The organism is Janthinobacterium sp. BJB304 (assembly GCF_002735765.1).
Lineage (GTDB): Bacteria > Pseudomonadota > Gammaproteobacteria > Burkholderiales > Burkholderiaceae_D > Janthinobacterium.
The window spans coordinates 104,968-126,968 of sequence record NZ_PDZN01000012.1; the positions used below are offsets into that span (position 1 = coordinate 104,968).

Genomic DNA, 22,001 nt, shown 5'->3' on the forward strand with positions numbered 1-22,001 from the left:
AGATCATGCTGACCATTAACAATCTGCACGCCGCCTACGGCAAAGTCGAAGTCCTGCACGGCATTTCGCTCGAAGTCCCGAAGGGCAAGCTGGTGACCCTGATCGGCTCGAACGGGGCCGGCAAGACCACCACCATGCGCGCCATTTCGGGCATGCTCAAACCCAAATCGGGCACCGTCACCCTGGGCGGCAAGGATGTCACGGGCCTCGATTCGCACCGCATCGCGCGCGCCGGCCTGGCCCATTCCCCGGAAGGGCGCAGGGTCTTCGCCTCGATGTCGGTGACGGACAACCTGCTGCTGGGCGCCTTCCCCCGCTTTACGCGCGCGCGCCCGAAAGGCGATATCAAGGGAGATTTGGATAAGGCCCTGGAACTGTTCCCCCGCCTGAAGGAGCGGCGTGACCAGCTGGCCGGCACCTTGTCGGGCGGCGAGCAGCAGATGCTGGCCATGGCCCGCGCCGTGATGCTGAACCCGGAAGTGATCCTGCTGGACGAGCCGTCGATGGGCCTGGCGCCCATCCTGGTCGAAGAAGTCTTCCGCATCATCACGCGCTTGAAGGCCGAAGGCGTGACCATGCTGCTGGTCGAACAATTCGCCGCCGCCGCCCTGAACGTGGCCGATTACGGCTACGTGCTGGAAAACGGCAGCATTTCCGTGCACGGGCCGGCCGAGAGCCTGAAAACCGACCCGAAGGTGATCGCGGCGTATCTGGGGGGCGGGCACTGAGGCAAGTTGAGAATGCGCTGACAATGCGCTTGCTGCGCATTGTCAAACTTGCCGCGCTGCGCCTGTTGTTCGAGCGCAGCCTTTAGTGCTTCGTCGGCTTTTCCTGCTGCACCAGGATGAACGGGCTGACGACGACGGCCCACAGGGCCGCATCGGCCGTCTGCCAGTCCAGCGCCTGCTGGTCCGATACCTTGGCGACCTTGCCGTCGACCATCCATTGCGTGATGGTGGCCTTGTCGTCGTGCGAGATGCGCACGGCCACTTCGACCAGGTCCAGCTCGTTGGCGACCCAGACCACATTGCCTTGGGCGAAGTGCTTTTCGAGTTCGCTCCAGGCCAGGCGGGCCGTTTCGCTGTTCACTTTGAGGCGCAGTTCGGTGTCTTTTTCAGGATTGGTTTGCATGCGAAATATCAATGTTCGGTGAGTCGGGTGCCGATGCGCGCGGTTTATTTGCCTGGCAAGGCTTCCACGTGCGGCGTCGGCGTACCCTGCCATGTTAACCGATAGGCGACGCCTTTGCGAACATTGCCCACCAGGGCGGGGCGGAAGCAGGCCAGGTTGGTGCCGCTGGCGTGCCGGACGCTGGGGAAGATGACGCCCATGGAACCCGCGTCGAGCAGGATGGCGGCCAGGTCTTGCGAGGCGATGTAGCTGGCCGGGTCCAGGCAAGCCTGGTAGCGTGGCTGGCCGCGCAGGTCGTGGAAGCTGGCGGAAAAATCGGCCAGCAGCGACTGGTAGCTGACGCTGTCGTCGAAATAGTCGATTTCCTGGTATTCCACGGTCTTGTGGAAAATGATCTCGGCCAGCGCCGTTTCCATGTCGAAGGCGCAATACCAGGCGCCCCGTTCGCCATCGTTGAAACGCGCCCCTTCCGGGCGGGCATACGTGTAGGCGGCATTGATGATGCGAAAGTGCGGCACGCCAAAAACCAGCTCGTCCACGCCAATTCCTGGCGCGCCGCCGTACTCGGCCACCAGGCGCGCGTTGGTGGCGTTATCGAGCTCGAACAGCTCGCGCAGGTGGTCGTCGTCTTCGGCCAGCGGTGCCAGCACGGAATCCTCCATGTCGGCGAAGCGCGACGGGATCAGGCGGCAGGTGTCGATCTGGCGCAAGGCGGCCAGCGGCGGCAGCGGGGAATTCGCGGCGGCCGGCACGATTACAGTCCTCCGCGGCGCGCGTCGAGCAGCTTGCGCACGGTCTGCATGGCCAGCAAGCCGCCGGCCAGCATCTGCGACAGGGGAGTACGGCCGCCGAAGATGGGATTCTTGTTGGGCAAGCTCACCCACTCGTCGGCCAACTTGTCGCCGTACAGGATATGCAGGGCCTTGTAGATGCCCAGCAAATAGGAAATGCGCGTGATGCGGTCCACTTCCAGTACGCGGTCCGGGTGCTTCTTCCACTCGTACCAGGCGCTGCTGGACAGGCCGCCCAGCAATTCGCGCGCATCGTCGTCGCGCAGTTTCCACGCGGCGGCCAGCTTGAAAAACCCCTTCAGTGCCGCTTGCGACAATCGTTCGCGCTCGGCTTTGGCGTTCAGGTCGACGAGCACGGCCGGCTCGAAGCGGCTCTTGGGATAGGCGTAGGCGAGATGCATGATATGTCCTTCAATAAAACTCTGTTTAAGGACTATTTATACTCCTTTTTCGGAATCGTTGCAACGGCCGCGCGCATGAAAAACGGGGCGCAGCGGACATGTGTCCCACTGCGCCCCGTTGGCGGGCGACGCTGGTTTATCTTGCCGTGACGGTGATCGGCACCGTCAGTTGCGCCGTCAAGCCGTTATTGTCCAGCGCCACGACCTTCAGCGCATAGCTGCCGGCCACCGGTTGCGGCCAGCTGGCCGTGATGGTCAGGCCGCTCATGGAAAACTGCATGCCCAGCGGCGCGCCGTCGATCGAGATCCGCAGCGAGGTCGCACCTGGCGCCGTCAGCACGATGCTGCCGCTCATGGCCTTGCCCGCCACGCCCGTCATGGCGGCGGCGCTGATCGTGGGGCCGGCGGCGGCGATTTTCACCGTGGCCACGGCTTGGCCCGTCAAGCCCGTTTTCGTATCCTTGGCGATGACGGTTACGTTGTAGCTGCCCAGCACGGGGCTGGCCCAGCTGATGACGCCGGCGGCATTGACGGCCATGCCGGACGGCGCGCCCGACAGGCTGTACGTGACGGGGTTGGGCGCCACCACCGTGGCCGTGAACGATAGGGCCACGCCCGGTTTGCCGCTGACGCTGGACACTGTCACCGCAGGCGGCAGCGGGGCGGCGATGGCCACCGTATAGACGCCCTTGCCGCTCAGGCCAGTCTTGCTGTCCGTGGCTGTCACGGTGACGGCATAGGTGCCGGCCACGGGCGCGGCCCAGCTCACCAGGCCGGCGCTGCTGATGGTCATGCCGGCCGGTGCGCCGGCGAGCGCGTAACTGACGGGATTGGCGGCCGTGACGCTGACATTGAACGTCAGCGCCGTCCCCACCTTGCCCGTGATGGCGCCGGCCGCGACGACGGGCGGCGCGACGGGGGCGATGACGATGCTGTACACGCCCTGGCCGGTCAGGCCAGTGACACTATCCTTGGCCACCATGGTCACGGCATACGTGCCGGCAATGGGGGCGGCCCAGCTGACCACGCCCGTGGCGGCGATGCTCATGCCGGCCGGTGCGCCCAGCATGGTGTAGCTGAGTGGATTGGAAGCGGTGGCCGAGACGGTGAACGACAGCGGCTTGCCGGCCGCGCCGCTGATGCCGGCCGGCGCCACCACGGGTGCGGCGGGGGCGATCTGCGTGCCCGACAGGCTGGCCAGCAGGTTTTTCACGTTCGGCGTGCCCAGGCCGCCCAGCGGGTCATAGCCGACCCTGGCCGTGCACACGCTGCAGGTGCCGTTGCTGCCGCGCGTGATGTCGGCAAAGCTGCTGGCAAAGGTGCCGGGCACGGTGGCGATCTGGCCGTACAGCATGCTGTGCGGCAAGCCGAGCGCCGCCTTCGCCTGCAGCGCGCGGCTGGCGTTGGCGATGGCGACGAGGCCGGCCCATTGCGGCGTGGACAGGCTGGTGCCGCCGATGCTGAGCCAGCTTGCGGTGCTGCTGCCCTGTGTCATTATGGCCGTGTACTGGCCCGTGGCGGGGTCGGCATTGAAGGCCACGTCGGCCACGTTGCGCCGCAGCAGATTGGTCAGGCCGGGCACGTTCACCGTCTGGTAGCTGGGCAGGGCCGTATAGGCGCTGATGCCGCCGCCCGTGCCGGACCAGGCCGCTTCGCTGCGCACGCCGCTGCCGCTGTAGCTGAGCGTGGTGCCGCCCACGGCCAGCACGTTCGGCGACACGGAGGGCCATGATACGCCGCTGCCCGAGTCGCCCGTGGCGGCCAGGTAGCTCATGTTCTTGCCCGTGAAGGCGCTGTCGACGGAGGCCGTCCAGCTGCCTTCGGCGGCGCCAAAGCTCATCGAGACGACGCCAGGGCCCATCAGGTTGGCCAGACGCACGGCGCCCAGCAGGCTGTTGACGGACGCGTCGGGCGCCTCGATCAGCACGATGCGCGCCAGCGGTGCCGTGGCGTGCGCCCACTGCACGTCGAGCGCGATTTCCATGGCCCAGCCCGAGTTATAGGCGGGCGCGGTGGCCGTCATCGTGCTCGACGGCGTGTTGTAGACGATGGACAATTCGCAGCCGCTCAGTGGTGCTGGCGGCAATGGCAGGGTGGCATTCGTGGCGATGGCTTTGGTGGTGCAGCCGGGCAAGCCGAATTTCTGGTTGAAGATGGCCAGTTCGGCCGCCGCGTTCGGGTTGTGCATGGCATCGACGATATAGATCGTCTGCCCGGCACCCAGCTGGGCCGCCTGGGCTGGCGTCAGCGCCGTGCCCGCCGCAGGCAGGGCGGGCAAGTCGTAGGCGGCGCGGATTTGCGCGGGAGAGTAGGTCGCCACCACGCTGCTGCCGGCCATCGGTGCGGCCGTGTCGCTCGTGCCGCCGGACAGCAACGGCGCGATATTCTGCGCCGCCTGTTCCGCTGCAGCGATCTTTTGCGCCGTCAGGCGCCGCGTGGCCATGTCCGCCATGGCGCGGGGGACGCGCTGCAAATGCGGTCGCCAGTGGGCAGAGCCGCTGCTGTTGGCGTTGTCGCGCCCGTCCGGCGCATCCAGGAGGGCAGGAGCCGCATGGAACATCGGTTGCGCCACCAGCGTGCCGACGCCGGCGGGGATGACGGGCACCTCGATGCTGAACTGTGTCGCGGCCGTGGCGATGGCAGCGGGCGGCGCCGTCGTCTCCTGGCCGGAGCCGCACGCGCCCAGCAGGATGGCGGCCGTGGCGCCCAGCAGCAGGCGCCCGTGGCGGGCATGCGGGGGAATGAATTTTTTCATGGCGAAACTCTCCGAGTTGGGCGAGGGCCACATCTCGACAATGCATCGAGGCTGGTGGCGCGCGTTGGCGGTCCCGGCCCTGCATTGGCAGCCCCGCTGCCATGGCGCTTGCGCGCGGTAGGCCGGTGGCTTTGCGTCCCCGCCTTTCGACGGGTTTGCCCTCAGAACTGATCATGCATCATTGGAAATTACCTGATGTGCTATCAATTCTAGTGAATTTGCCAAATAAGTGTTAACTATTTCCAATCAAGATTTTTATTTTTACAATAAAATGTGGTGATTTTGCCCATTGCGGATGGAATCTTGTCCGCTTGATTAAGTTTTAAAAACAGTTTTAAAAACAAGATTATCAAGGGTTTATCGATGCGTGACAGTGTTTTTGTGCAGTAACGGCGGATGCTCTTTTGCTGATGTAATGAATTTAATGAATTTAATGAATATGCGCTGACCATCGTCAATCTTCGAACACCATGCCCTGATACGGCGCTGCCCGGCAGTCCGCCAGCCGCTGCGCCAGACTGCCCGCATGAATTTCCAGCTGGTGCCCGTCCGGGTCGAGAAAATACAGGGAATCGCCGGCGCTGCTGTTTTGCCGCCATTCCGCCGCGCCAGCCGTGCGCAGGCGGGCGGCAAATGCAGGATAGTCTTCCTGGGAAATGGAAAACGCATAGTGCGTGTAGCCGCCCGCACTGATCGCCGCGCCCGCATCCAGCGACAGGCACAGCCACAAATCCCCGGCCGACAGGTAGGCGCCCCTCTCCCAGCGCGCATGCATGCGCAGGCCCAGCGTATCGCGGTAAAAGACGACGCTGCGATCAAGGTCGTGCACGGACAGGGTGAGGTGGTTCAGGCCGGTCAACACGGTGCTGGATAACTTTCAGGTGGTGTGAATCGCTGTTCCAGCCGTCGCTGTGGTTTGATCCGACATTGTTTCACGTAAACATGAGACATGGCAATAAGACCACAAAATTCGCAACGCCTGACAGAACCGTAGCGAGCGGAAGGGAGAGGCTGTCGAGAAGCGCAACCGTACTTCTAGTACAGTGAGCATCCCAGGCGGCCTATACCGACGCGCAGTAGGTACTGGTGTCACTACACAGGCTCGGCGTGCTCCACCATCAATTGCACCTTGGTCGTGCCATTGTATTCATTCGCATCAAGCCGGAAGGCGACCCTTGTCCGTTCGCCCAGAGCATCGGTATGGCCGAACCAGATGGCGTCGAAGCGCACGCCGTTCTTTTCCAGCAACAGTTTCAAATGGCGCTCTTTTAAGATGCGCTGGCTGACGACGCGGAATTCGTCGCAGAAGACGGGCGGGGCGAAGCCCTGGCCCCACACTTGCCCATCCATCAGCTCGATGAAAGCCGTCGTGTAATACGCGTCTTCCAGCGGGCCGTCCGTTTCCACCACCCGTTCCAGCTGTTGGGCGCTAAGCCAAGCCTGGCCCACGGCTTCGAAGGCCTGGGAAAAGGCGTCGAAGGCGTCGGCGCGGATGGTCAAGCCCGCCGCCATGGCGTGGCCGCCGAACTTGTCGATCAGGCTAGGCGCCCGTTTCGACACGAGGTCGAGCGCGTCGCGCAAGTGGAAACCGGGAATCGAGCGTCCGGAACCCTTGATCCAGCCGTCGGCGCCGGGTGCAAAGGTAATCGTCGGGCGGTAGAATTTTTCCTTCAGGCGCGAAGCGACGATGCCGATCACGCCCTGGTGCCAGGATTCGTCAAACACGCTGATGGTGCTGCTGTTGGCCGGCTCGAAATCGTCGAGGTGCAGCAGGGCCGTATCCTGCATTTCCGCCTCGATTTCGCGGCGTTTCAGGTTGATGTCGTTCAATTGCTGCGCCAGCGCCCAGGCGCGGCCTTCGTCGTCCGTGATCAGGCATTCGATGCCCAGCGACATGTCTTGCAGGCGGCCGGCCGCATTCAGGCGCGGTCCCAGGGCAAAGCCCAGGTCGAACGGCGTGGCGCTGCGCGCTTCGCGGCCCGCCACGCGAAAGAGCGCCGCCACGCCCGCGTGCATATTGCCCTTGCGCATGCGTTTCAAGCCTTGCGCGACGAGGATGCGGTTGTTGGTATCGAGGCGCACCACGTCGGCCACCGTGCCCAGCGCCACCAGGTCAAGCAGGTTGTCGAGCTTGGGTTGCGTTTGCGCATCAAAGATGCCGCGCCGGCGCAGCTCCGCGCGCAGGGCCAGCAGCACGTAGAACACGACGCCGACGCCCGCCAAATGCTTGGACGGGAAACCGCAGGCGGGCTGGTTCGGGTTGACGATGACGGCCGCGTCGGGCAGGGTGTCTGCCGGCAAATGGTGGTCGGTGACGACGACCTGCATGCCGCGCCGGTTCGCCTCGGCCACGCCGTCGATGCTGGCGATGCCGTTGTCGACGGTGATGATGATGTCGGGCGACTTTTCGTGCGCCGTCAGTTCGACGATTTCCGGCGTCAGGCCGTAGCCGTACTCAAAACGGTTGGGCACGATGAAATCGACGTCGGCGCCCATGGCGCGCAAGCCGCGGATGGCCACGGCGCAGGCCGTGGCGCCGTCGCAATCGTAGTCGGCCACGATGACCATGCGTTTCTTGGCGGCGATGGCATCGGCCAGGAAGACGCCGGCCGCGCCGATGTGCAGCAAGCCGGAAGGCGGCATCAGGGCCGCCAGTTCGCTCGACAGTTCTGCCGCGTCGGACAGGCCGCGCGAGGCGTACAGGCGGGCCAGCACGGGATGGATGCCTCCCTGGCGCAGCAATTCGGATTCGCGGTAAGGGCAGGGACGGGTGGCGATGCGGGTACGGGTCATGATGCTTTCAACTTGTTCAGGGTAATCGCGCGCCAGAATTTACGCTGCGCATGCTTGCTGGTAGTGACGTCCAGCCAGGCGTCGCGGTGGCTCAGTACCAGGCGCAACTGGCCCAGGCGGCCATCTTTCAAGGCCGCCAGCAGGGGCGCGAACCAGTCTGCTTCCAGCGCTTGCAGCTGCTGCAGCCACATGCCCCATTCCTGGGCCTGTGCCGCTTCGGTCAAGCCGCCCAGCACGACGATCGTGTCGGATTGGTCCGCCAGCACACTGTTTGGACTGGCATCGCGGCGCGCCGGTTCCGCCAGCGCTGCCAGCCAGCCCGGCGCGTTCTGCGTATGCAGGCTGGCCGCGCAGCGCGCAGCCTCCACTGTTGCCACGCTCCCGCCCCAGATCCAGAACGCATTGATGGCTTTCAAGCCCCGTTCTTCGCGCGCCGCATTGACGGGGTGTTCATGCCACAGCATCTGCACTTCGTTCTGCAGGCGGCGCGCGGCGCGCGCGTGCTCGCCTTCCGGCATCCAGACGGACAGGTCTTGCGTGGTGGCGGCGTCCGGCGTGGCGCACTGCAAGTCGCTCCAGCCATCGGCGCGCATGAACCAGGTGCCCGCGTCGCCATACGCGAGCGGCTGGCCGATCTCGTCGAAATACGGGGCAGCGATGTCGAACAGGGCGCGCCCATCGGTCTCGTTCAGCTTGAGCTGGCGCAAGTCTTCCAGGCTGATATGGCTGCGGGCAATGGCCAGGTGGGCCGGATGCAGCAGGAAGTAGCGTGCGCCCGGTTCCGGCACGAGGCCGTAGCCGCGCATGGCCCGGGCGGCAAAGGCCGCCTGCGCCGCCGCGCCGTTGGGCGCGGGCGACAGGTCCAGGGCGTGCGCCAGCCACGCTTCATGCGGCAGCAGGCGGTTGGCGTTGTCAAAAGTTTCTAAATTGCAAGTGGAGGTGCGCGACAGCAGCGCTGCCAGCGCGGGCGCCTGCAAGACCTTGAGCAGGTCGGCAGCCAGTTCGGCGTTGGGCAAGGCGAAGGGCAAGGCGAGGGTAAGTTGATTCATCCCGAGATTGTAGGCGATAGCGGCGGCGTGCGAGTAGGGCGCATGTGTTTTCGCCTCGATCATTGCCACAGATTGGCGCGGGCAAGCCAGCCGCCTTGCATATTAAAAATATCAATAAAGCATCTTCATTATTTAAATTTTATCTTTGTCATCGGAAAATGATTCTCTTTTGAAAAGATAGTGGATATAATTGCGCTAACTTAATATCAGAAAGACAATCACCCCCTGCTGCGTGGTTGCGTCGTCTGGCTCCTGTGTCCCTCGAAATTGTATACAAGATCTGCCGGCTTCATTTTTAAACAAGTCCCTTCTTGGAAGCCCACTTATGTATACATTCGCCGCTTTGCGCGGCCAGGCTGATCGCGCCCTGGCCCCTCGTACTTCCGCTCCTGCTGCCGCCGTGGCATGCCGTCAGGAGGCCGCATGACTACCTACAACCTGTCGACCACGGTCCACGTCTGCGAAGACATCAACAAAAATTTCGATATCCGCGATCTGCTGATCCAGGCCGGCTACTCGGTGCAAGGCGAACTGAACATCAAGAATTTCACCGTGCTGTTGCCTGACGATACGGAATCGACCGAGAACACACCGCTGTTCGGCATGCTCGATGCGGACACCGTGTATGTGCGTCCCGGCGACTGGGCCGCCAACTACAACGGCAGCTTTTCGACCATCGAAGTGACGATCGACAAGGGCAATGGCGATATCGTCCAGCTGAGCCTGCAAGTCATCATCGACCCCGTCAACGACGCGCCCGACGCGGCCGACAAGACGTTTACATTGATCAATGGCAACAGCGTGGTGCTCAGCGAAGGCGATTTCGGCTTCCACGACGACGTCGAACACGACGGTTTCAAGTCCGTCGTCATCACGAATACCACCACGGCGGGCCAGGTTCTGTTGAATGGCGTGGCCGTGACGGTGGGCACGGAAGTGTCCATCGACGACATCCGCGCGGGCCACCTGGTCTTCGTGCCGAGCCAGACCGTGGCCGGCGACTTCGACCTCGGTTTCAAGGTGCGCGATGACGGCGGCACGGCCGGCTGCAATGCGCAAGACCTGAGTCTGGCGCCCCATTACCTGACCTTCAAGGTGCCGATGGCCCACTTGGGCGACTTCGTCTGGGAAGACAAGAATGCCAACGGCGTGCAGGACGCGGGCGAGGCGGGCATCGCCAATGTGGTCGTGCAATTGAAGGATACGGCCGGCAATGTGGTCGCCTCCACCACGACGGACGCCAGCGGCGGCTACCACTTCGACGTCAACCCGGGCACGTATTCCGTGACCGTGGTGGCGCCCGCCGGCTATGTGCCGACGGCAGCGAACCAGGGCGGCGATGCGGGCAAGGACAGCAATATCGATGCCAGCGGCAAGATGGCGCCCGTCACCCTGGCGCCGGGCGAAACCAACCTGACCCTGGACGCGGGCCTGTACCGCACGGCCGAGCTGGGCGACCGGGTCTGGTTCGATACCAACAAGAATGGCGTGCAGGATGCGGGCGAAGCGGGTGCGGCCGGCGTGAAAGTGACCTTGTTCGATGCGTCGGGCAACGCCGTCGGCAGCCCTTTGGTGACGGATGCGAACGGCAACTACCTGTTCACGAATTTGAAACCGGGCGCCTACAGCGTGCAATTCGACAAGACCACCTTGCCAGCCGGCTATACCTTCACGGGCCAGGACCAGGGCGGCGACGAGCAGCGCGATTCCGACGCCAATGCCATCGATGGCAAGACGGCGCAAGTGCTGCTGGCCTCGGGCGACAGCAACCACAGCGTGGATGCCGGCATCGTGGCCTTGCCGGCCACCTTGGGCGACCGCGTGTGGCATGACAGCAACGCCAACGGCATCCAGGATGCGGACGAGTCCGGCATCGGCGGCGTTACCGTGCAGCTGAAAAATGCGGCCGGCAGCGTGATCGGCTCGACCGTGACGGACGCCACCGGCTATTACAACTTCAATGTCGATCCGGGCACGTATTCCATCGCCGTCGTCGCCCCCGCTGGCTATTTGACCACCGTCAAGGATGCGGGCAGCAGCGATGCGCTCGACAGCGACATCAACACGCTGGGCAACAGCGGCCAGGTGACGGTCGCTGCGGGCCAGAACTACAAGGATCTCGATGCCGGCCTGTACAAGACGGCGTCCATCGGCGACCGCGTCTGGTTCGATGCGAACGGCAACGGCACGCAGGATGCGGGCGAGGCGGGCGTGTGTGGCGTGAAAGTCAATCTATACAACGCGCAAGGCGTCATCGTGGCCAGCGCCACCACGGATGCCAGCGGCAATTATCTGTTCAGCAACCTGGTCCCCGGCAACTATTACCTGGGCTTCGTGCCGCCGGCCGGCTATGGCTTCACCAAGGCCGATATCGGCGGCTATGCCACCGATTCGGACGTCAATCCGGCCAGCGGCTTCACCACCACATGGGCCACCTTGAAGTCGGGCGATGTGCAGCTGGACTGGGATGCCGGCCTGGTCAAACTCAACACGGCCTCCATCGGCGACCGCGTGTGGGAAGACAATAACTACAACGGCGTGCAGGATGCGGGCGAGCTGGGCGTGGCGGGCGTGAAAGTCAACCTGCTCAACGCCAGCAACGTGGTCATCGCCTCGACGACGACGAATGCCAGCGGCAACTACCTGTTCAGCGAACTGGCGGCCGGCAGCTACAAGGTGGAAGTCATCCGTCCATCAGGCTTTTATTACACCAAGGCCAATCTGGGCAGCGATACGGCCGATTCCGACGTCGATGTCAGCACGGGGCGCTCGTCCGTGATCAACCTGGCCGCCGGCCAGAACGACATGAGCTGGGATGCGGGCATCTACCGCAAGGCCAGCCTGGGCGACAAGGTGTGGCGCGACGCCGACCATGACGGCGTGCAAGACTACAACGAGGCGGGCATCGCCAACATCAAGGTGCAGCTGTACTCGGGCAGCGGCGTGCTGCTGGCCACCACCTACACGAATGCCAACGGCAACTATCTGTTCAGCAACCTCGATCCGGGCAGCTATTCGCTCAAGTTCGACAAGTCGGGCGTGTACCACGCGGGCTACGCCATGGATACGTGGCGCTGGGGCGCGAAGAACGTGGGCACGAACGACAACATCGATTCGGATGTCAACAGCAACGGCACGACGTCCAACGTGGTCTACACGGACATATTGAAGCTGGCGTCGGGTCAGAACGACATGAGCTGGGATGCGGCCATCACGCCCATCGTCATCGACCTCAACGGTGACGGCGTGCACACGATTGCCCGCGCCGACTTCCACGGCAGCTTCGACCTGCTGGGCACGGGCAGCGCCATCCAGACGGGCTGGGTCTCGGCGCATGACGGCTTGCTGGCCATCGACAGCAATGGTAATGGCAAGATCGACAACATCTCCGAGTTGTTCGGTGGTAACGAGAAGGGCACGGGCTTCGCCAAGCTGTCCAGCTATGACTCCAACCACGACGGCGTGGTCGATGCGCATGACGACAAGTTCGCCGAGCTGCGCATCTGGCGCGACGCCAACAGCAATGGCGTCACGGACGATGGCGAGCTGATGTCCTTGCACGACGCCGGCGTGGCCAGCCTGGCGGTCAGCTACACGGAACTGCCTTTCCTCGACGCCAACAGCAATCTGCACCTCGAGCGCAGCAGCGCCACCCTGGCCGACGGCAAGACGGTCGACATGACGGACGTGTATTTCAACGTCGACGCCAAGGATGCGGCCGCCGCCGGCGTCACCCTGCCCAGCATGGCCGACCTGCTGCGCGACGACAGCACGCTCGACGTGGTGCTGGGCCAGGATGGCACGGTGACCACGGTGGCCGCCGCGCCGGCCGCAGCAGCAGCCCCTGCCGCGGAAGCCCAGGCCCAGTGCGAAATGGCCGACCTCTTGCGCCGCGCCATGGCTCACGTAAATACCCAGCCCCAGGAAATGGCTGCCTGATGTCCCTTGCCGGGCCATGAGCCTGCCCGGCAATGCCGCACCGGCGCACCCGTCACGGGGCGCCGGCGCTTTCCACGCTTTTTTCACACTTGATAATAGAAATAGGGAAACCACGATGAAACAATCCATGCACCTGATCGTTCGCGGCGCCATCGCCGCAGCCGCTTTCGCCCTCGCCAGCGGCAGCGCCCTGGCCGCTTCCAACCTGCAAGTCGTCGATTCGCACAGCGTCAGCCTGTTTACGGCTGCCGGTGGCGCCTTCGGCTCGGGCAGCGCCATCTCGCCGACCTTGTGGGAAGTCAGGTACGACAGCAACACCTTCCTGGCGTTTTGCCTCGATCCCCATGTGGCCGTAAGCAACAGTTCGAACAGCTACAGCAGCGGCGCCTTCGCCGCCAGCGATGCCGTCAAGCGCCTGTATGAAGGGTATTACGCTTTGTCCATCGCGGCTGTGTCGACCAGCGCCAACAGCGCCGCCGCCTTCCAGCTGGCCCTGTGGGAATTGAATAACGACAATACGAACCTGCTGACGGGCGACCTGCGCTTCAAAAACCTGAGCAACGCCGTCGTCAGCCAGGCCAACACCATGCTGGGCGTGGCCACGGGCAATGGCGCCATCCAGAACCTGTACAACTACACGAGCTTGACGAGCGTCAACCCAGCTTCGCAAACCCTGCTGGCCGTGTCGCCAGTGCCGGAAGCGCAGACGTGGGCCATGCTGGTCGCGGGCCTGGGCTTGCTGGGCTTCATGGCGCGCCGCCGCAAGGGCGCTTCCGCGCTGACTTAATTATTACTCATCGCTCATCGCGCAAGCGATAGCGTCCCCGCTGCGGCGCACCCGACCGGCGCGCCGCAGCGTTTTATTGTGAATCCATCATGACCCCACCCCCCGACACTTCCACCGCTTCCGCCGGCATCTCCACCGATGCCATCGCCGAGGCCATCGTCTTCCTGGCGCGCTTTTTCGGCGTTGCCGTGCAGGCCGAGCGCCTGCGCGCCAGCGTGGCGGCCCAGGCTGCACCGGCCACCGCTGACTTTCTCGACCAGGCGCTGGCGCAGGCCAGCCTGGCCGGCACCGCGTTGCTGATAGACAAGCCACGCCGCGCCACGGAAATGCCGGCCTTGCTGCTCAACGGGGAAGGGCAGGCGCTGGTGATACTGGCCATTGCCGATGGCAAATATGAATGCCATGTGCCCGGCATCGCCGGCAGTGCCTGGCTCGACGCCGCCGCGCTGGCGCGGGAAGTGCCCGATGGACGCTGGGTAGCCGTGCGGCCCGTCATGTTCTTCGACCAGCGCAGCTTGCTTTACAGCATGCCGGTGGCGGGACGCTGGTTCTGGGATGTCTTCAACCGTAACCGCTGGGTCTTCCGCTGGGCCCTGCTGGGTACCCTGGTGCTCAATGTCATCGGCGCGCTGGTGCCGTTCTATGCGATGGCCGTATATGACCGCGTGATCCCGAACAATGCCACGTCCAGCCTGTGGGTGCTGACGATCGCCGTCGTGGTGCTGACGGGCTTTGAGCTGGCCCTGCGCCTGCTGCGCGGCGAACTGGTGGAAACGGCGTCGCGCCGCATGGACGTGGCGCTGTCGTCGAACATCTTCGCCCAGTGCTTGCGTCTGCGCGCGGCCAGCCGGCCCGCTTCCGGGGGCACCCTGGCCAATACCGTGCGCGATTTCGAATCCGTGCGCGAATTCTTCGCCTCCACGACCCTGACCACCCTGGGCGACTTGCCGTTCCTGCTGCTGTTCCTGCTGGTGATCGCCCTGGTCGGCGGCTGGCTCGTGCTCGTGCCCGTGGCAGTCATCCCCATCCTGCTGCTGGTGGCCTTCGCCTCGCGCGCGGCCCTGGCGCGCCACGTGGCCGCCTCGATGCAGGAAAGCGCGCAGCGCACGGCGCACCTGTTTGAAACCATGAATGGCCTCGACACCATCAAGGCGCTGGGCGCCGAAGCGTGGAGCCGGCGCAAATGGGAAAGCCTGACGGTGGCCATCGCCGCCAACAGCGTCGAGACGCGCGAAATCGTCAGCCGGGTCAACTACATCAACACGGCCGTGCTGGCCCTGTCCGGCGTGGCCGTGGTGGCCACGGGCGCCTTGCTGATGGGCGAGCATCTGCTGACCCTGGGCCAGATCATCGCCGTGAGCATGCTGACGGGCCGCGCCCTGGCGCCCGTGAGCCAGATCGCGGGCCTGATCATACGCTGGGAACAGACCAAGCTGTCGTATCACGCACTCAATAAAATCATGGAAGCGCCCACCGACGACGACGCGGCCAGCCTGCAGGCGCCGCCCCTGTCCGGGCGCATCGAATTTCGCGACGTGGGCTTTGCCTACCCGAATTCGCCGCCGCTGCTCGATAAGCTCAACCTGCACATCCGCCCCGGCGAACGCGTCGGCGTGATCGGCAAGCTCGGTTCCGGCAAGAGCACCTTGCTGCGATTGCTGCTGAACCAGTACGGCCCGCAAAGCGGCAGCGTGCTGTTCGACGACCTGGCCAGCACCCAGCTGGACCCCTTGAGCCTGCGCCGCCAGATCGGCTACGTGCCGCAGGACGTGACCCTGTTCCACGGCACCCTGCGCGAAAACATCGAACTGGGACGCAGCCAGGCCGACGACGAGAGCCTGCTCGACGCCATCCGCCTGGCCTGCCTCGACGACATCATCACCCAGCTGCCCAACGGCGTGGCGACGGAAGTGGGCGAGCGGGGCGAACGCCTGTCCGGCGGCCAGCGGCAAGCCGTGGCCATGGCCCGCGCCTTGCTGGCGAAACCGCCGATGCTGCTGCTCGATGAGCCGAGCAGCATGTTCGACCCGGCCACCGAGCAGCGCTTGATCGGCCGGCTGCGTACCTTAAAAGAGACGACCATCGTGCTGGTGACGCACCGCATGGCCATGCTGGCGCTGGTGGACCGCCTGATCGTCTTCGACAAGGGGCGCATCGTGGCCGACGGCCCGCGCGATGACGTCATGCGCGTCTTGAACAGCCAGGCGGCCAAGCCTGCGGTGGAACAGGGAGTGGCGGCATGAGCGCCCTGAATGCCCCGAACGCCCGCCCGCTGCCGGCGGCCCACCCGGACCCGGAACGCGAACCGCAGCGCATCGTCATCCGCATGCTGGCCTTGACGTCCGTGCTGCTGGTGCTGGTGCTGGCCTGGGCCATGTTCGCCCAGCTCGACGTGTCCGTGAACGGCCGGGGCGCCATCACGCCGCCATCGCATCTGCAGGAAGTGCAAAGCCTGGAAGGGGGCATCGTGCGTGAAATGCTGGTGAAACCGGGCCAGCGCGTGCGCCGCGGCGACTTGCTGCTGCGCCTGGACACGGCCCAGTACGAGGCCAACCTGGGCGCCAGCGTGCAGAATCGGCTGGCCGCGCTGGCGGGCAGGGCGCGGCTCGATGCGCTGCTGTCCGGCGGCACGCCCCAGTTTGCGCCGGAATGGCAGAAAGAAGCGCCCGAGCTGATCGCCAAGGAAATGCAGTTGTGGCGCGACGGACAGCGCGAATTCGCGTCGGCCACGGCGGCCGCGCGCGAAGGCGTGACGCGCCGCCGCGGCGAGCTGGCCGAGGCGCACAGCCGCATCGCCCAGCTGGACACGGGCCTGAAGATCGCCCTGGAAAGCCTGTCCATCGAGGAGAGGCTCTTCAAAGAGGGCGCCGGTTCGCGCGGCGACTACCTGAATGCGCAGCAGCGCGTGCAGCAGCAGCGCACGGAACTCGACAGCCTGCGCACCTCCGTGCCGCGCCTGACGGCCACCCTGGCCGAGGCGCAGGCGCAGGCGGGCGAAGTGGAAGCGCGCATGCGCGGCCAGTGGGGCGCGCAGCGCAGCGAGTATGAAACCAAGGCCGGCGCCCTGGCCAGTACCGTGAAAGGCCAGCAGGACCAGGTGAGCCGGCGCGACGTGACGGCACCCGTCGACGGCGTCGTCAACCGCGTGCTGGTGGCAACCGTCGGCGGCGTGGCGCAGCCGGGTAAACCTATCCTGGAAATCGTGCCGGCAGATTCGGAAATGCTGATCTCCGTGCGCGTGAAGCCGTCGGACATCGGTTTTATCCATGTGGGACAGAGCGCGTCGGCCAATGTGCTGGCGTACGACGCCACCACCTATGGCCGCATGCAGGCGCAAGTGGTGCGCGTGGGGGCGGACGCGATTCCCGACGAGCGCAACGAACCGTATTTCGAGGTGCAGCTGAGCACCGACCGCAGCCAGCTGACGGCGCACGGCAAGGTATTGCCGGTGACGCCAGGCATGCCCGTCGACGTGGGCATCCTGACGGGGCGCCGCTCGGTGCTGCAATATGTGTTCAAGCCCGTGCTGCGCGGCTTGCAGTCTTCCCTGCAGGAGCGGTGATGCGTGCTTTCTTGATATTTATCACACTGGCGTGCGCCGGGATGGCGGCGCAGGCGCAGCTTCCCGGCACGTTATCCGTCCAGTCCGCGCGCGGCTTGCCTGCCTTGCTGGCGCGCGCCGTGCCGCGCGATCCGCAGGTGATTGCGGCGCAGGCGGCGCTGGCCGCCACCGAAGCGCGCTACAAGCAGGCCCGTTCGCGCCTGTTCCCGACTGCGGCGCTGCAGGCGACGCGGGGTCGCAGCAAGGACCTCGATGGGACGCTGGAGGTCGAGCGCCGCACGCACCAGGTGGAAGCGAGCGTGCGCTGGAACGTGTACAACGGCGGCGCCGACCGCGCCGAACTCGATGCGGCCGAGCGCGAGATGGCGGGCGCCGCCTTCGACGTGGAGCGGGCGCGCGCGGAAAGCGCGGAAAAGCTGGCCGAAGCATATTTCGACATGCAGCGCCTGGAACGCAGCCTGCAGCAGTCGCAGGAACGCCTGCGCGACGTGACGCAGCTGGTGCGGCAGGTGACGCGCCAGGCGGAACTGGGCAAGTCGTCGGAAGTGGACCGCGAACTGGCGCAAAGTTCGCAGCTGGACGCGGAACTGGTGCACGACGGCTTGCTGACGGACCAGCAGGCGGCGCGCATCAAGCTCGAGGCGCTGGCCTTCGAGCCGGTGGGGCAGTTTGCCGATTTCGCCTTTGCGCCGCTGCCGGCGCAGGCATTGGAGAATGCCGACACGCAGCAGGCGCAGTTGCGCGCCGCGCGCGAGCGGGCCGCCGCGGCCCAGTTGCGCGTGCGTGGCGTGGCGGCCACCCTGGCCCCCAAAATCGACCTGAATGTCAGCCATCTGCTCAATAACAAGACCACGCCGCCGCCGTCGACCATCCAGCAGCGGGGCTGGTCTGTGGGGGTCTCCTGGGAAATCCCGCTCGGCGGGGGCAGCCTGGCGCAGCGCGACGAGAGCATCAGCCGCGCCCAGGCGGCCGAGGCGGACGTGGCGCGCGCCGAGCAGGGCACGCGCGCCGACCTGGCCAGCATGCTGCCGCGCATCGCCAATGCGCAGCGCACCCTGGCCCTGCTCGACGAGCAGGAAAAGAAGATGGCCTTCGTCGTGCGCGGCGGGACCATCCAGTACGAGGCGGGCCGGCGCAACCTGCAGCAGGTCATCCAGACGCGCGACAGCTATTTCACGATACAGCAGCGGTGCATCGACCAGCTGCACCGTCTGACCCTGGCGCAGATGCGGCAATATGCGCTGGCGGGGCAGCTGCTGCGGGTTTTCGGCCTGGCGCAGGAGGAAAAATAGCGCCGGCGTGCGCGGTTTCACACAGAGATGACGTAGAGATCATGCATGAAATGCCCATTGTGTGGCACACTGCGCGCTCGCATATCATCGTTGTCGCGGGAGCGCATGAGCATCATCAAACAATTTCCTTTCGAGTGGCAGGTCGGCGTGCGCTATACGCGCGCCGGGAAACGCAGTGGCCGCAACAGCTTCATTTCCTTCATTTCCCTCATTTCCGTGGCCGGCATCGGCCTGGGCGTGGCCGCCCTGATCGTCGTCCTCTCCGTCATGAACGGCTTCCAGAAGGAAGTCACCGACCGGCTGATGTCGGTGCTGGCCCATGTCGAGGTGTTCGACACCAGCGGTTCCATGCCCAACTGGCAGGCGCAGGAGCGCGCCGCCTACGCCAACCCGCAAGTGAAGGCCGTGTCGCCGTTCGTGGAAACCCAGGGCATGCTGCTCAATGACGAAACCATGCGCCCGTCCGTCGTGCGCGGCGTGCTGCCGCAGCAGGAAGCCACCGTCTCCAGCGTGGCCGCCCAGATGAAGCAGGGCAGTTTCAAGGAATTGACGCCAGGCTCGTACAACATCGTGCTGGGCATCGACCTGGCCAAGGCGCTCGACGTGAAAGTGGGGCAGAACGTCACCCTGATGCTCGAGCGCGAGCCCAGGGCGGGCGATCCGGCCAACGGCATCGTCATGCCGCGCATGCGCGCGCTCAAGGTGGCCGGCATCTTCGAGGCTGGTCACAATGAACTTGACGGCAGCCTGGCGTTTGTGAACATGCAGGACGCGGAGCAGCTGCTGCAGCTCGACGGCCCGTCCGGCCTGCGCCTGCGTCTGCACGACATGAACAAGGCGCCCCAGGTGGCGCGCGAACTGAAGGCATCGATGCCGGGCCAGCTGTGGATGCGCGACTGGTCGCGCGCCAGTGCCAGCTGGTATGCGCTGGTGCAAAGCCAGAAGAACATGATGTTCATCATCCTCAGCATGATCATCGCCGTGGCCGCGTTCAACCTGGTCTCGACCCTGGTGATGTCGGTCACCGACAAGCAGGCCGACATCGCGATTTTGCGCACGCTGGGCGCCTCGCCGTTTTCCATCATGAAGATATTCATGATCCAGGGCGCGCTGGTGGGCTTGCTGGGGAGTGCTTTGGGCGTCATCGGCGGCGTCGTGCTGGCGCTGAACGTGGGCGTCATCGTGCCCTTCATCGAAGGCATCTTCGGCCTGCACTTCATTTCCAAGGAAATCTACCAGATCAGCGCCGTGCCGTCGGACGTGCATTGGCTGGACGTGGCGCAGATCGGCCTGATCGCCTTTGGCCTGGCGCTGGTGGCCACCATCTACCCGAGCTGGCGCGCCGCGCGTGTCAAGCCGGCCGAGGCCCTGCGCTACGAATAAGCGGCTTGTAAAACCGGGGTCAGACCCGCCGGGTCTGACCCCAGCCCTTCGTTGCACGGGCTAACGCGATGATATGTTGCATACATAAGAATTAACGAATTAATGAGCATGTTAAAAAATCTTCCCTTCGAATGGCTGGTCGGCCTGCGCTACACGCGGGCCGGCAAGCGCAGTGGCCGCAACAGTTTTATTTCCTTCATCTCGCTCATTTCCATGGCCGGCATCGGCCTGGGCGTGGCGGCGCTGATCGTCGTGCTGTCCGTGATGAACGGCTTCCAGAAGGAAGTGACGGACCGCATGCTGTCCGTGCTGGCCCACGTGGAAGTGTTCGACAACAGCGGCAGCATGCCGGACTGGCGCGCGGAAGCGGCGCAAGCCTTCAAGAATCCTGCCGTGAAGGGTGCCGCGCCATTCGTGGAAACGCAGGGCATGCTGCTGCGCGACGATGCGCTGCGCCCCGCCATCGTGCGCGGCGTGCTGCCCGAGGAAGAGCCGAACGTCTCGGACGTGGCCGGCCAGACGCGCATGGGCAGCTTCAAGGCCTTGCAGCCGGGCACCTTCAATATCGTGCTGGGCATCGAGCTGGCGCGCGCCTTGCGCGTCAACCTCGGCGAAAAAGTCACGCTGATGCTGGCGCAGGGCCAGGTCACGCCGGCCGGCGTGCTGCCGCGCATGCGCAGCTTTACCGTCAGCGGCATCTTCCAGGCGGGCCATAATGAATTCGACGCCGGTCTGGCCTTCATCAATATCGAAGACGGCCAGCGCCTGCTGCGCCTCGACGGCCCGTCCGGCCTGCGTTTGCGCCTGGCCGACATGAACCAGGCGCCGCAAGTGGCGGCCGAACTGAAAAAAACCATGCCGGGCGACCTGTGGCTGCGCGACTGGTCCAAGCTGAACGCCAACTGGTTTGCCGCCGTGCAGACGGAAAAACGCATGATGTTCATCATCCTGACCCTGATCATCGCGGTGGCCGCCTTCAATCTCGTGTCGACCCTGGTGATGACGGTGACGGACAAGCAGGCCGATATCGCGATTTTGCGCACCCTGGGTGCCTCGCCCCGTTCCATCATGAAGATCTTCATGATCCAGGGCGCGCTGGTGGGCATCCTCGGCACGATCCTGGGCGTGGCCGGCGGCGTGCTGGTGGCGATGAACATCGACGTCATCGTGCCCTTCATCGAGCACCTGCTGGGCGTGCAGTTCCTCTCCAAGGACATCTATTTCATCAGCACCGTGCCGTCCGACCTGCGCTGGCCCGACGTCACCAAGATCGGCGTGCTGGCCGTGATCCTCGCCTTTTTTGCGACCCTGTACCCAAGCTGGTGGGCTGCCCGCGTCAAACCTGCGGAAGCCCTGCGCTATGAATAAACCACTGACTACGACCATGACCGATCTGAACAAACCTGCCTCCAACGGCGCTTCCGCCGATTCCGCCGTCCTTAGCTGCCGTGGCCTGGGCAAGACTTTTACGCAGGGCAGCTACAAGGTGCAGGTGCTGGCCGGCATCGATATCGACGTGCACCGCGGCGAGCGCGTCGCCATCGTCGGCGCCTCCGGCTCGGGAAAATCGACCCTGCTGCACCTGCTGGGCGGGCTCGATACGCCCACCAGCGGCAAGGTGACCCTGCTGGGCAAGGATTTTGCCACCCTCAGCGAAAAGGCGCGCGGCGATTTGCGCAATGCCTCGCTGGGCTTCGTCTACCAGTTCCACCACCTTCTGCCCGAGTTTTCCGCGCTGGACAACGTCGCCATGCCGCTGATGATACGGCGCATGAAGCGCGCGCCGGCCACCGAGCTGGCGCAGCAGATCCTCACGCGCGTCAACCTGGCCAAGCGCGTCACGCACACGCCGGGCGAATTGTCGGGCGGCGAGCGTCAGCGCGTGGCCCTGGCCCGCGCACTTGTCACGCAGCCGGCCTGCGTGCTGGCCGATGAACCGACGGGCAACCTCGATCACGCCACGGCCGAACAGATTTTCGACCTGATGCTGGAACTGTCGCGCACCCTGGGCACGGCCTTCGTCATCGTCACGCACGATATCGAACTGGCCAAGCGCTGCGACCGCGTGCTGCGTCTGACGGACGAAGGGCTGCAGCCGTACCAATACTAAGGAACCGC

The 22,001-nt window shown here is 64.8% G+C and carries 16 protein-coding genes and 1 riboswitch; of the genes, 9 read left to right on the forward strand and 7 right to left on the reverse strand.

The window, feature by feature from the left end; all coding sequences use genetic code 11:
- Positions 1 to 5 precede the first annotated feature (5 nt).
- On the forward strand, positions 6 to 728 hold the full coding sequence (locus CSQ95_RS15825; protein ID WP_099410178.1) for an ABC transporter ATP-binding protein: 723 nt from the start codon (positions 6 to 8) through the stop codon (positions 726 to 728).
- An 82-nt stretch (positions 729 to 810) separates the two neighbouring features.
- On the opposite strand, the gene CSQ95_RS15830 is transcribed toward CSQ95_RS15825, so the two are convergent.
- The 7 genes from CSQ95_RS15830 to CSQ95_RS15860 all read right to left on the reverse strand — a co-directional run bounded on the left by CSQ95_RS15830 (position 811) and on the right by CSQ95_RS15860 (position 8,920).
- Positions 811 to 1,131 (reverse strand): DUF2288 domain-containing protein, encoded by a 321-nt coding sequence (locus CSQ95_RS15830; protein ID WP_099410179.1) that lies wholly within the window; start codon positions 1,129 to 1,131, stop codon positions 811 to 813.
- Between the two features lie 44 nt (positions 1,132 to 1,175).
- Complete coding sequence (locus CSQ95_RS15835) at positions 1,176 to 1,883, reverse strand: RES family NAD+ phosphorylase (RefSeq protein WP_099410180.1); 708 nt, start codon at positions 1,881 to 1,883, stop codon at positions 1,176 to 1,178.
- Between the two features lie 2 nt (positions 1,884 to 1,885).
- Complete coding sequence (locus CSQ95_RS15840) at positions 1,886 to 2,323, reverse strand: MbcA/ParS/Xre antitoxin family protein (protein WP_070219985.1); 438 nt, start codon at positions 2,321 to 2,323, stop codon at positions 1,886 to 1,888.
- A 136-nt stretch (positions 2,324 to 2,459) separates the two neighbouring features.
- Positions 2,460 to 5,078 carry a S53 family peptidase gene (locus CSQ95_RS15845; protein WP_099410242.1) on the reverse strand — a complete coding sequence of 873 codons (2,619 nt, stop codon included), beginning with the start codon at positions 5,076 to 5,078 and terminating at the stop codon, positions 2,460 to 2,462.
- Between the two features lie 83 nt (positions 5,079 to 5,161).
- Positions 5,162 to 5,248: riboswitch (cyclic di-GMP riboswitch) on the reverse strand.
- A 284-nt stretch (positions 5,249 to 5,532) separates the two neighbouring features.
- The gene (fos, locus tag CSQ95_RS15850; protein WP_099410181.1) at positions 5,533 to 5,940 is read right to left on the reverse strand and encodes a fosfomycin resistance glutathione transferase; all 408 of its coding nucleotides are present in this window, start codon (positions 5,938 to 5,940) and stop codon (positions 5,533 to 5,535) included.
- A 230-nt stretch (positions 5,941 to 6,170) separates the two neighbouring features.
- The gene (recJ, locus tag CSQ95_RS15855; protein ID WP_099410182.1) at positions 6,171 to 7,871 is read right to left on the reverse strand and encodes a single-stranded-DNA-specific exonuclease RecJ; all 1,701 of its coding nucleotides are present in this window, start codon (positions 7,869 to 7,871) and stop codon (positions 6,171 to 6,173) included.
- The gene (locus CSQ95_RS15860) at positions 7,868 to 8,920 is read right to left on the reverse strand and encodes a hypothetical protein (protein WP_099410243.1); all 1,053 of its coding nucleotides are present in this window, start codon (positions 8,918 to 8,920) and stop codon (positions 7,868 to 7,870) included. The genes recJ and CSQ95_RS15860 overlap by 4 nt, the downstream gene beginning before the upstream one ends.
- Positions 8,921 to 9,343: 423 nt before the next feature.
- Between CSQ95_RS15860 and CSQ95_RS15865 the strand changes: the two genes are divergently transcribed.
- From CSQ95_RS15865 to lolD, 8 genes are all read left to right on the forward strand, one after another.
- Complete coding sequence (locus tag CSQ95_RS15865; RefSeq protein ID WP_180279072.1) at positions 9,344 to 12,859, forward strand: SdrD B-like domain-containing protein; 3,516 nt, start codon at positions 9,344 to 9,346, stop codon at positions 12,857 to 12,859.
- Between the two features lie 115 nt (positions 12,860 to 12,974).
- The gene (locus CSQ95_RS15870) at positions 12,975 to 13,646 is read left to right on the forward strand and encodes a PEP-CTERM sorting domain-containing protein (protein WP_099410184.1); all 672 of its coding nucleotides are present in this window, start codon (positions 12,975 to 12,977) and stop codon (positions 13,644 to 13,646) included.
- A gap of 89 nt (positions 13,647 to 13,735) precedes the next feature.
- Positions 13,736 to 15,889 carry a type I secretion system permease/ATPase gene (locus CSQ95_RS15875; RefSeq protein ID WP_099410185.1) on the forward strand — a complete coding sequence of 718 codons (2,154 nt, stop codon included), beginning with the start codon at positions 13,736 to 13,738 and terminating at the stop codon, positions 15,887 to 15,889.
- A complete protein-coding gene (locus tag CSQ95_RS15880; RefSeq protein ID WP_257218068.1) occupies positions 15,886 to 17,208 on the forward strand; it encodes an HlyD family type I secretion periplasmic adaptor subunit in 1,323 nt (440 codons plus the stop codon). The genes CSQ95_RS15875 and CSQ95_RS15880 overlap by 4 nt, the downstream gene beginning before the upstream one ends.
- A gap of 11 nt (positions 17,209 to 17,219) precedes the next feature.
- A complete protein-coding gene (locus CSQ95_RS15885) occupies positions 17,220 to 18,500 on the forward strand; it encodes a TolC family protein (protein WP_257218069.1) in 1,281 nt (426 codons plus the stop codon).
- Between the two features lie 105 nt (positions 18,501 to 18,605).
- Complete coding sequence (locus CSQ95_RS15890; protein ID WP_099410187.1) at positions 18,606 to 19,883, forward strand: lipoprotein-releasing ABC transporter permease subunit; 1,278 nt, start codon at positions 18,606 to 18,608, stop codon at positions 19,881 to 19,883.
- Between the two features lie 102 nt (positions 19,884 to 19,985).
- Positions 19,986 to 21,251: a lipoprotein-releasing ABC transporter permease subunit gene (locus CSQ95_RS15895; RefSeq protein WP_099410188.1), complete on the forward strand. Its 1,266-nt coding sequence runs from the start codon at positions 19,986 to 19,988 to the stop codon at positions 21,249 to 21,251.
- A 16-nt stretch (positions 21,252 to 21,267) separates the two neighbouring features.
- Positions 21,268 to 21,993 (forward strand): lipoprotein-releasing ABC transporter ATP-binding protein LolD, encoded by a 726-nt coding sequence (gene lolD / locus CSQ95_RS15900; RefSeq protein ID WP_035819561.1) that lies wholly within the window; start codon positions 21,268 to 21,270, stop codon positions 21,991 to 21,993.
- Positions 21,994 to 22,001: the final 8 nt, after the last annotated feature.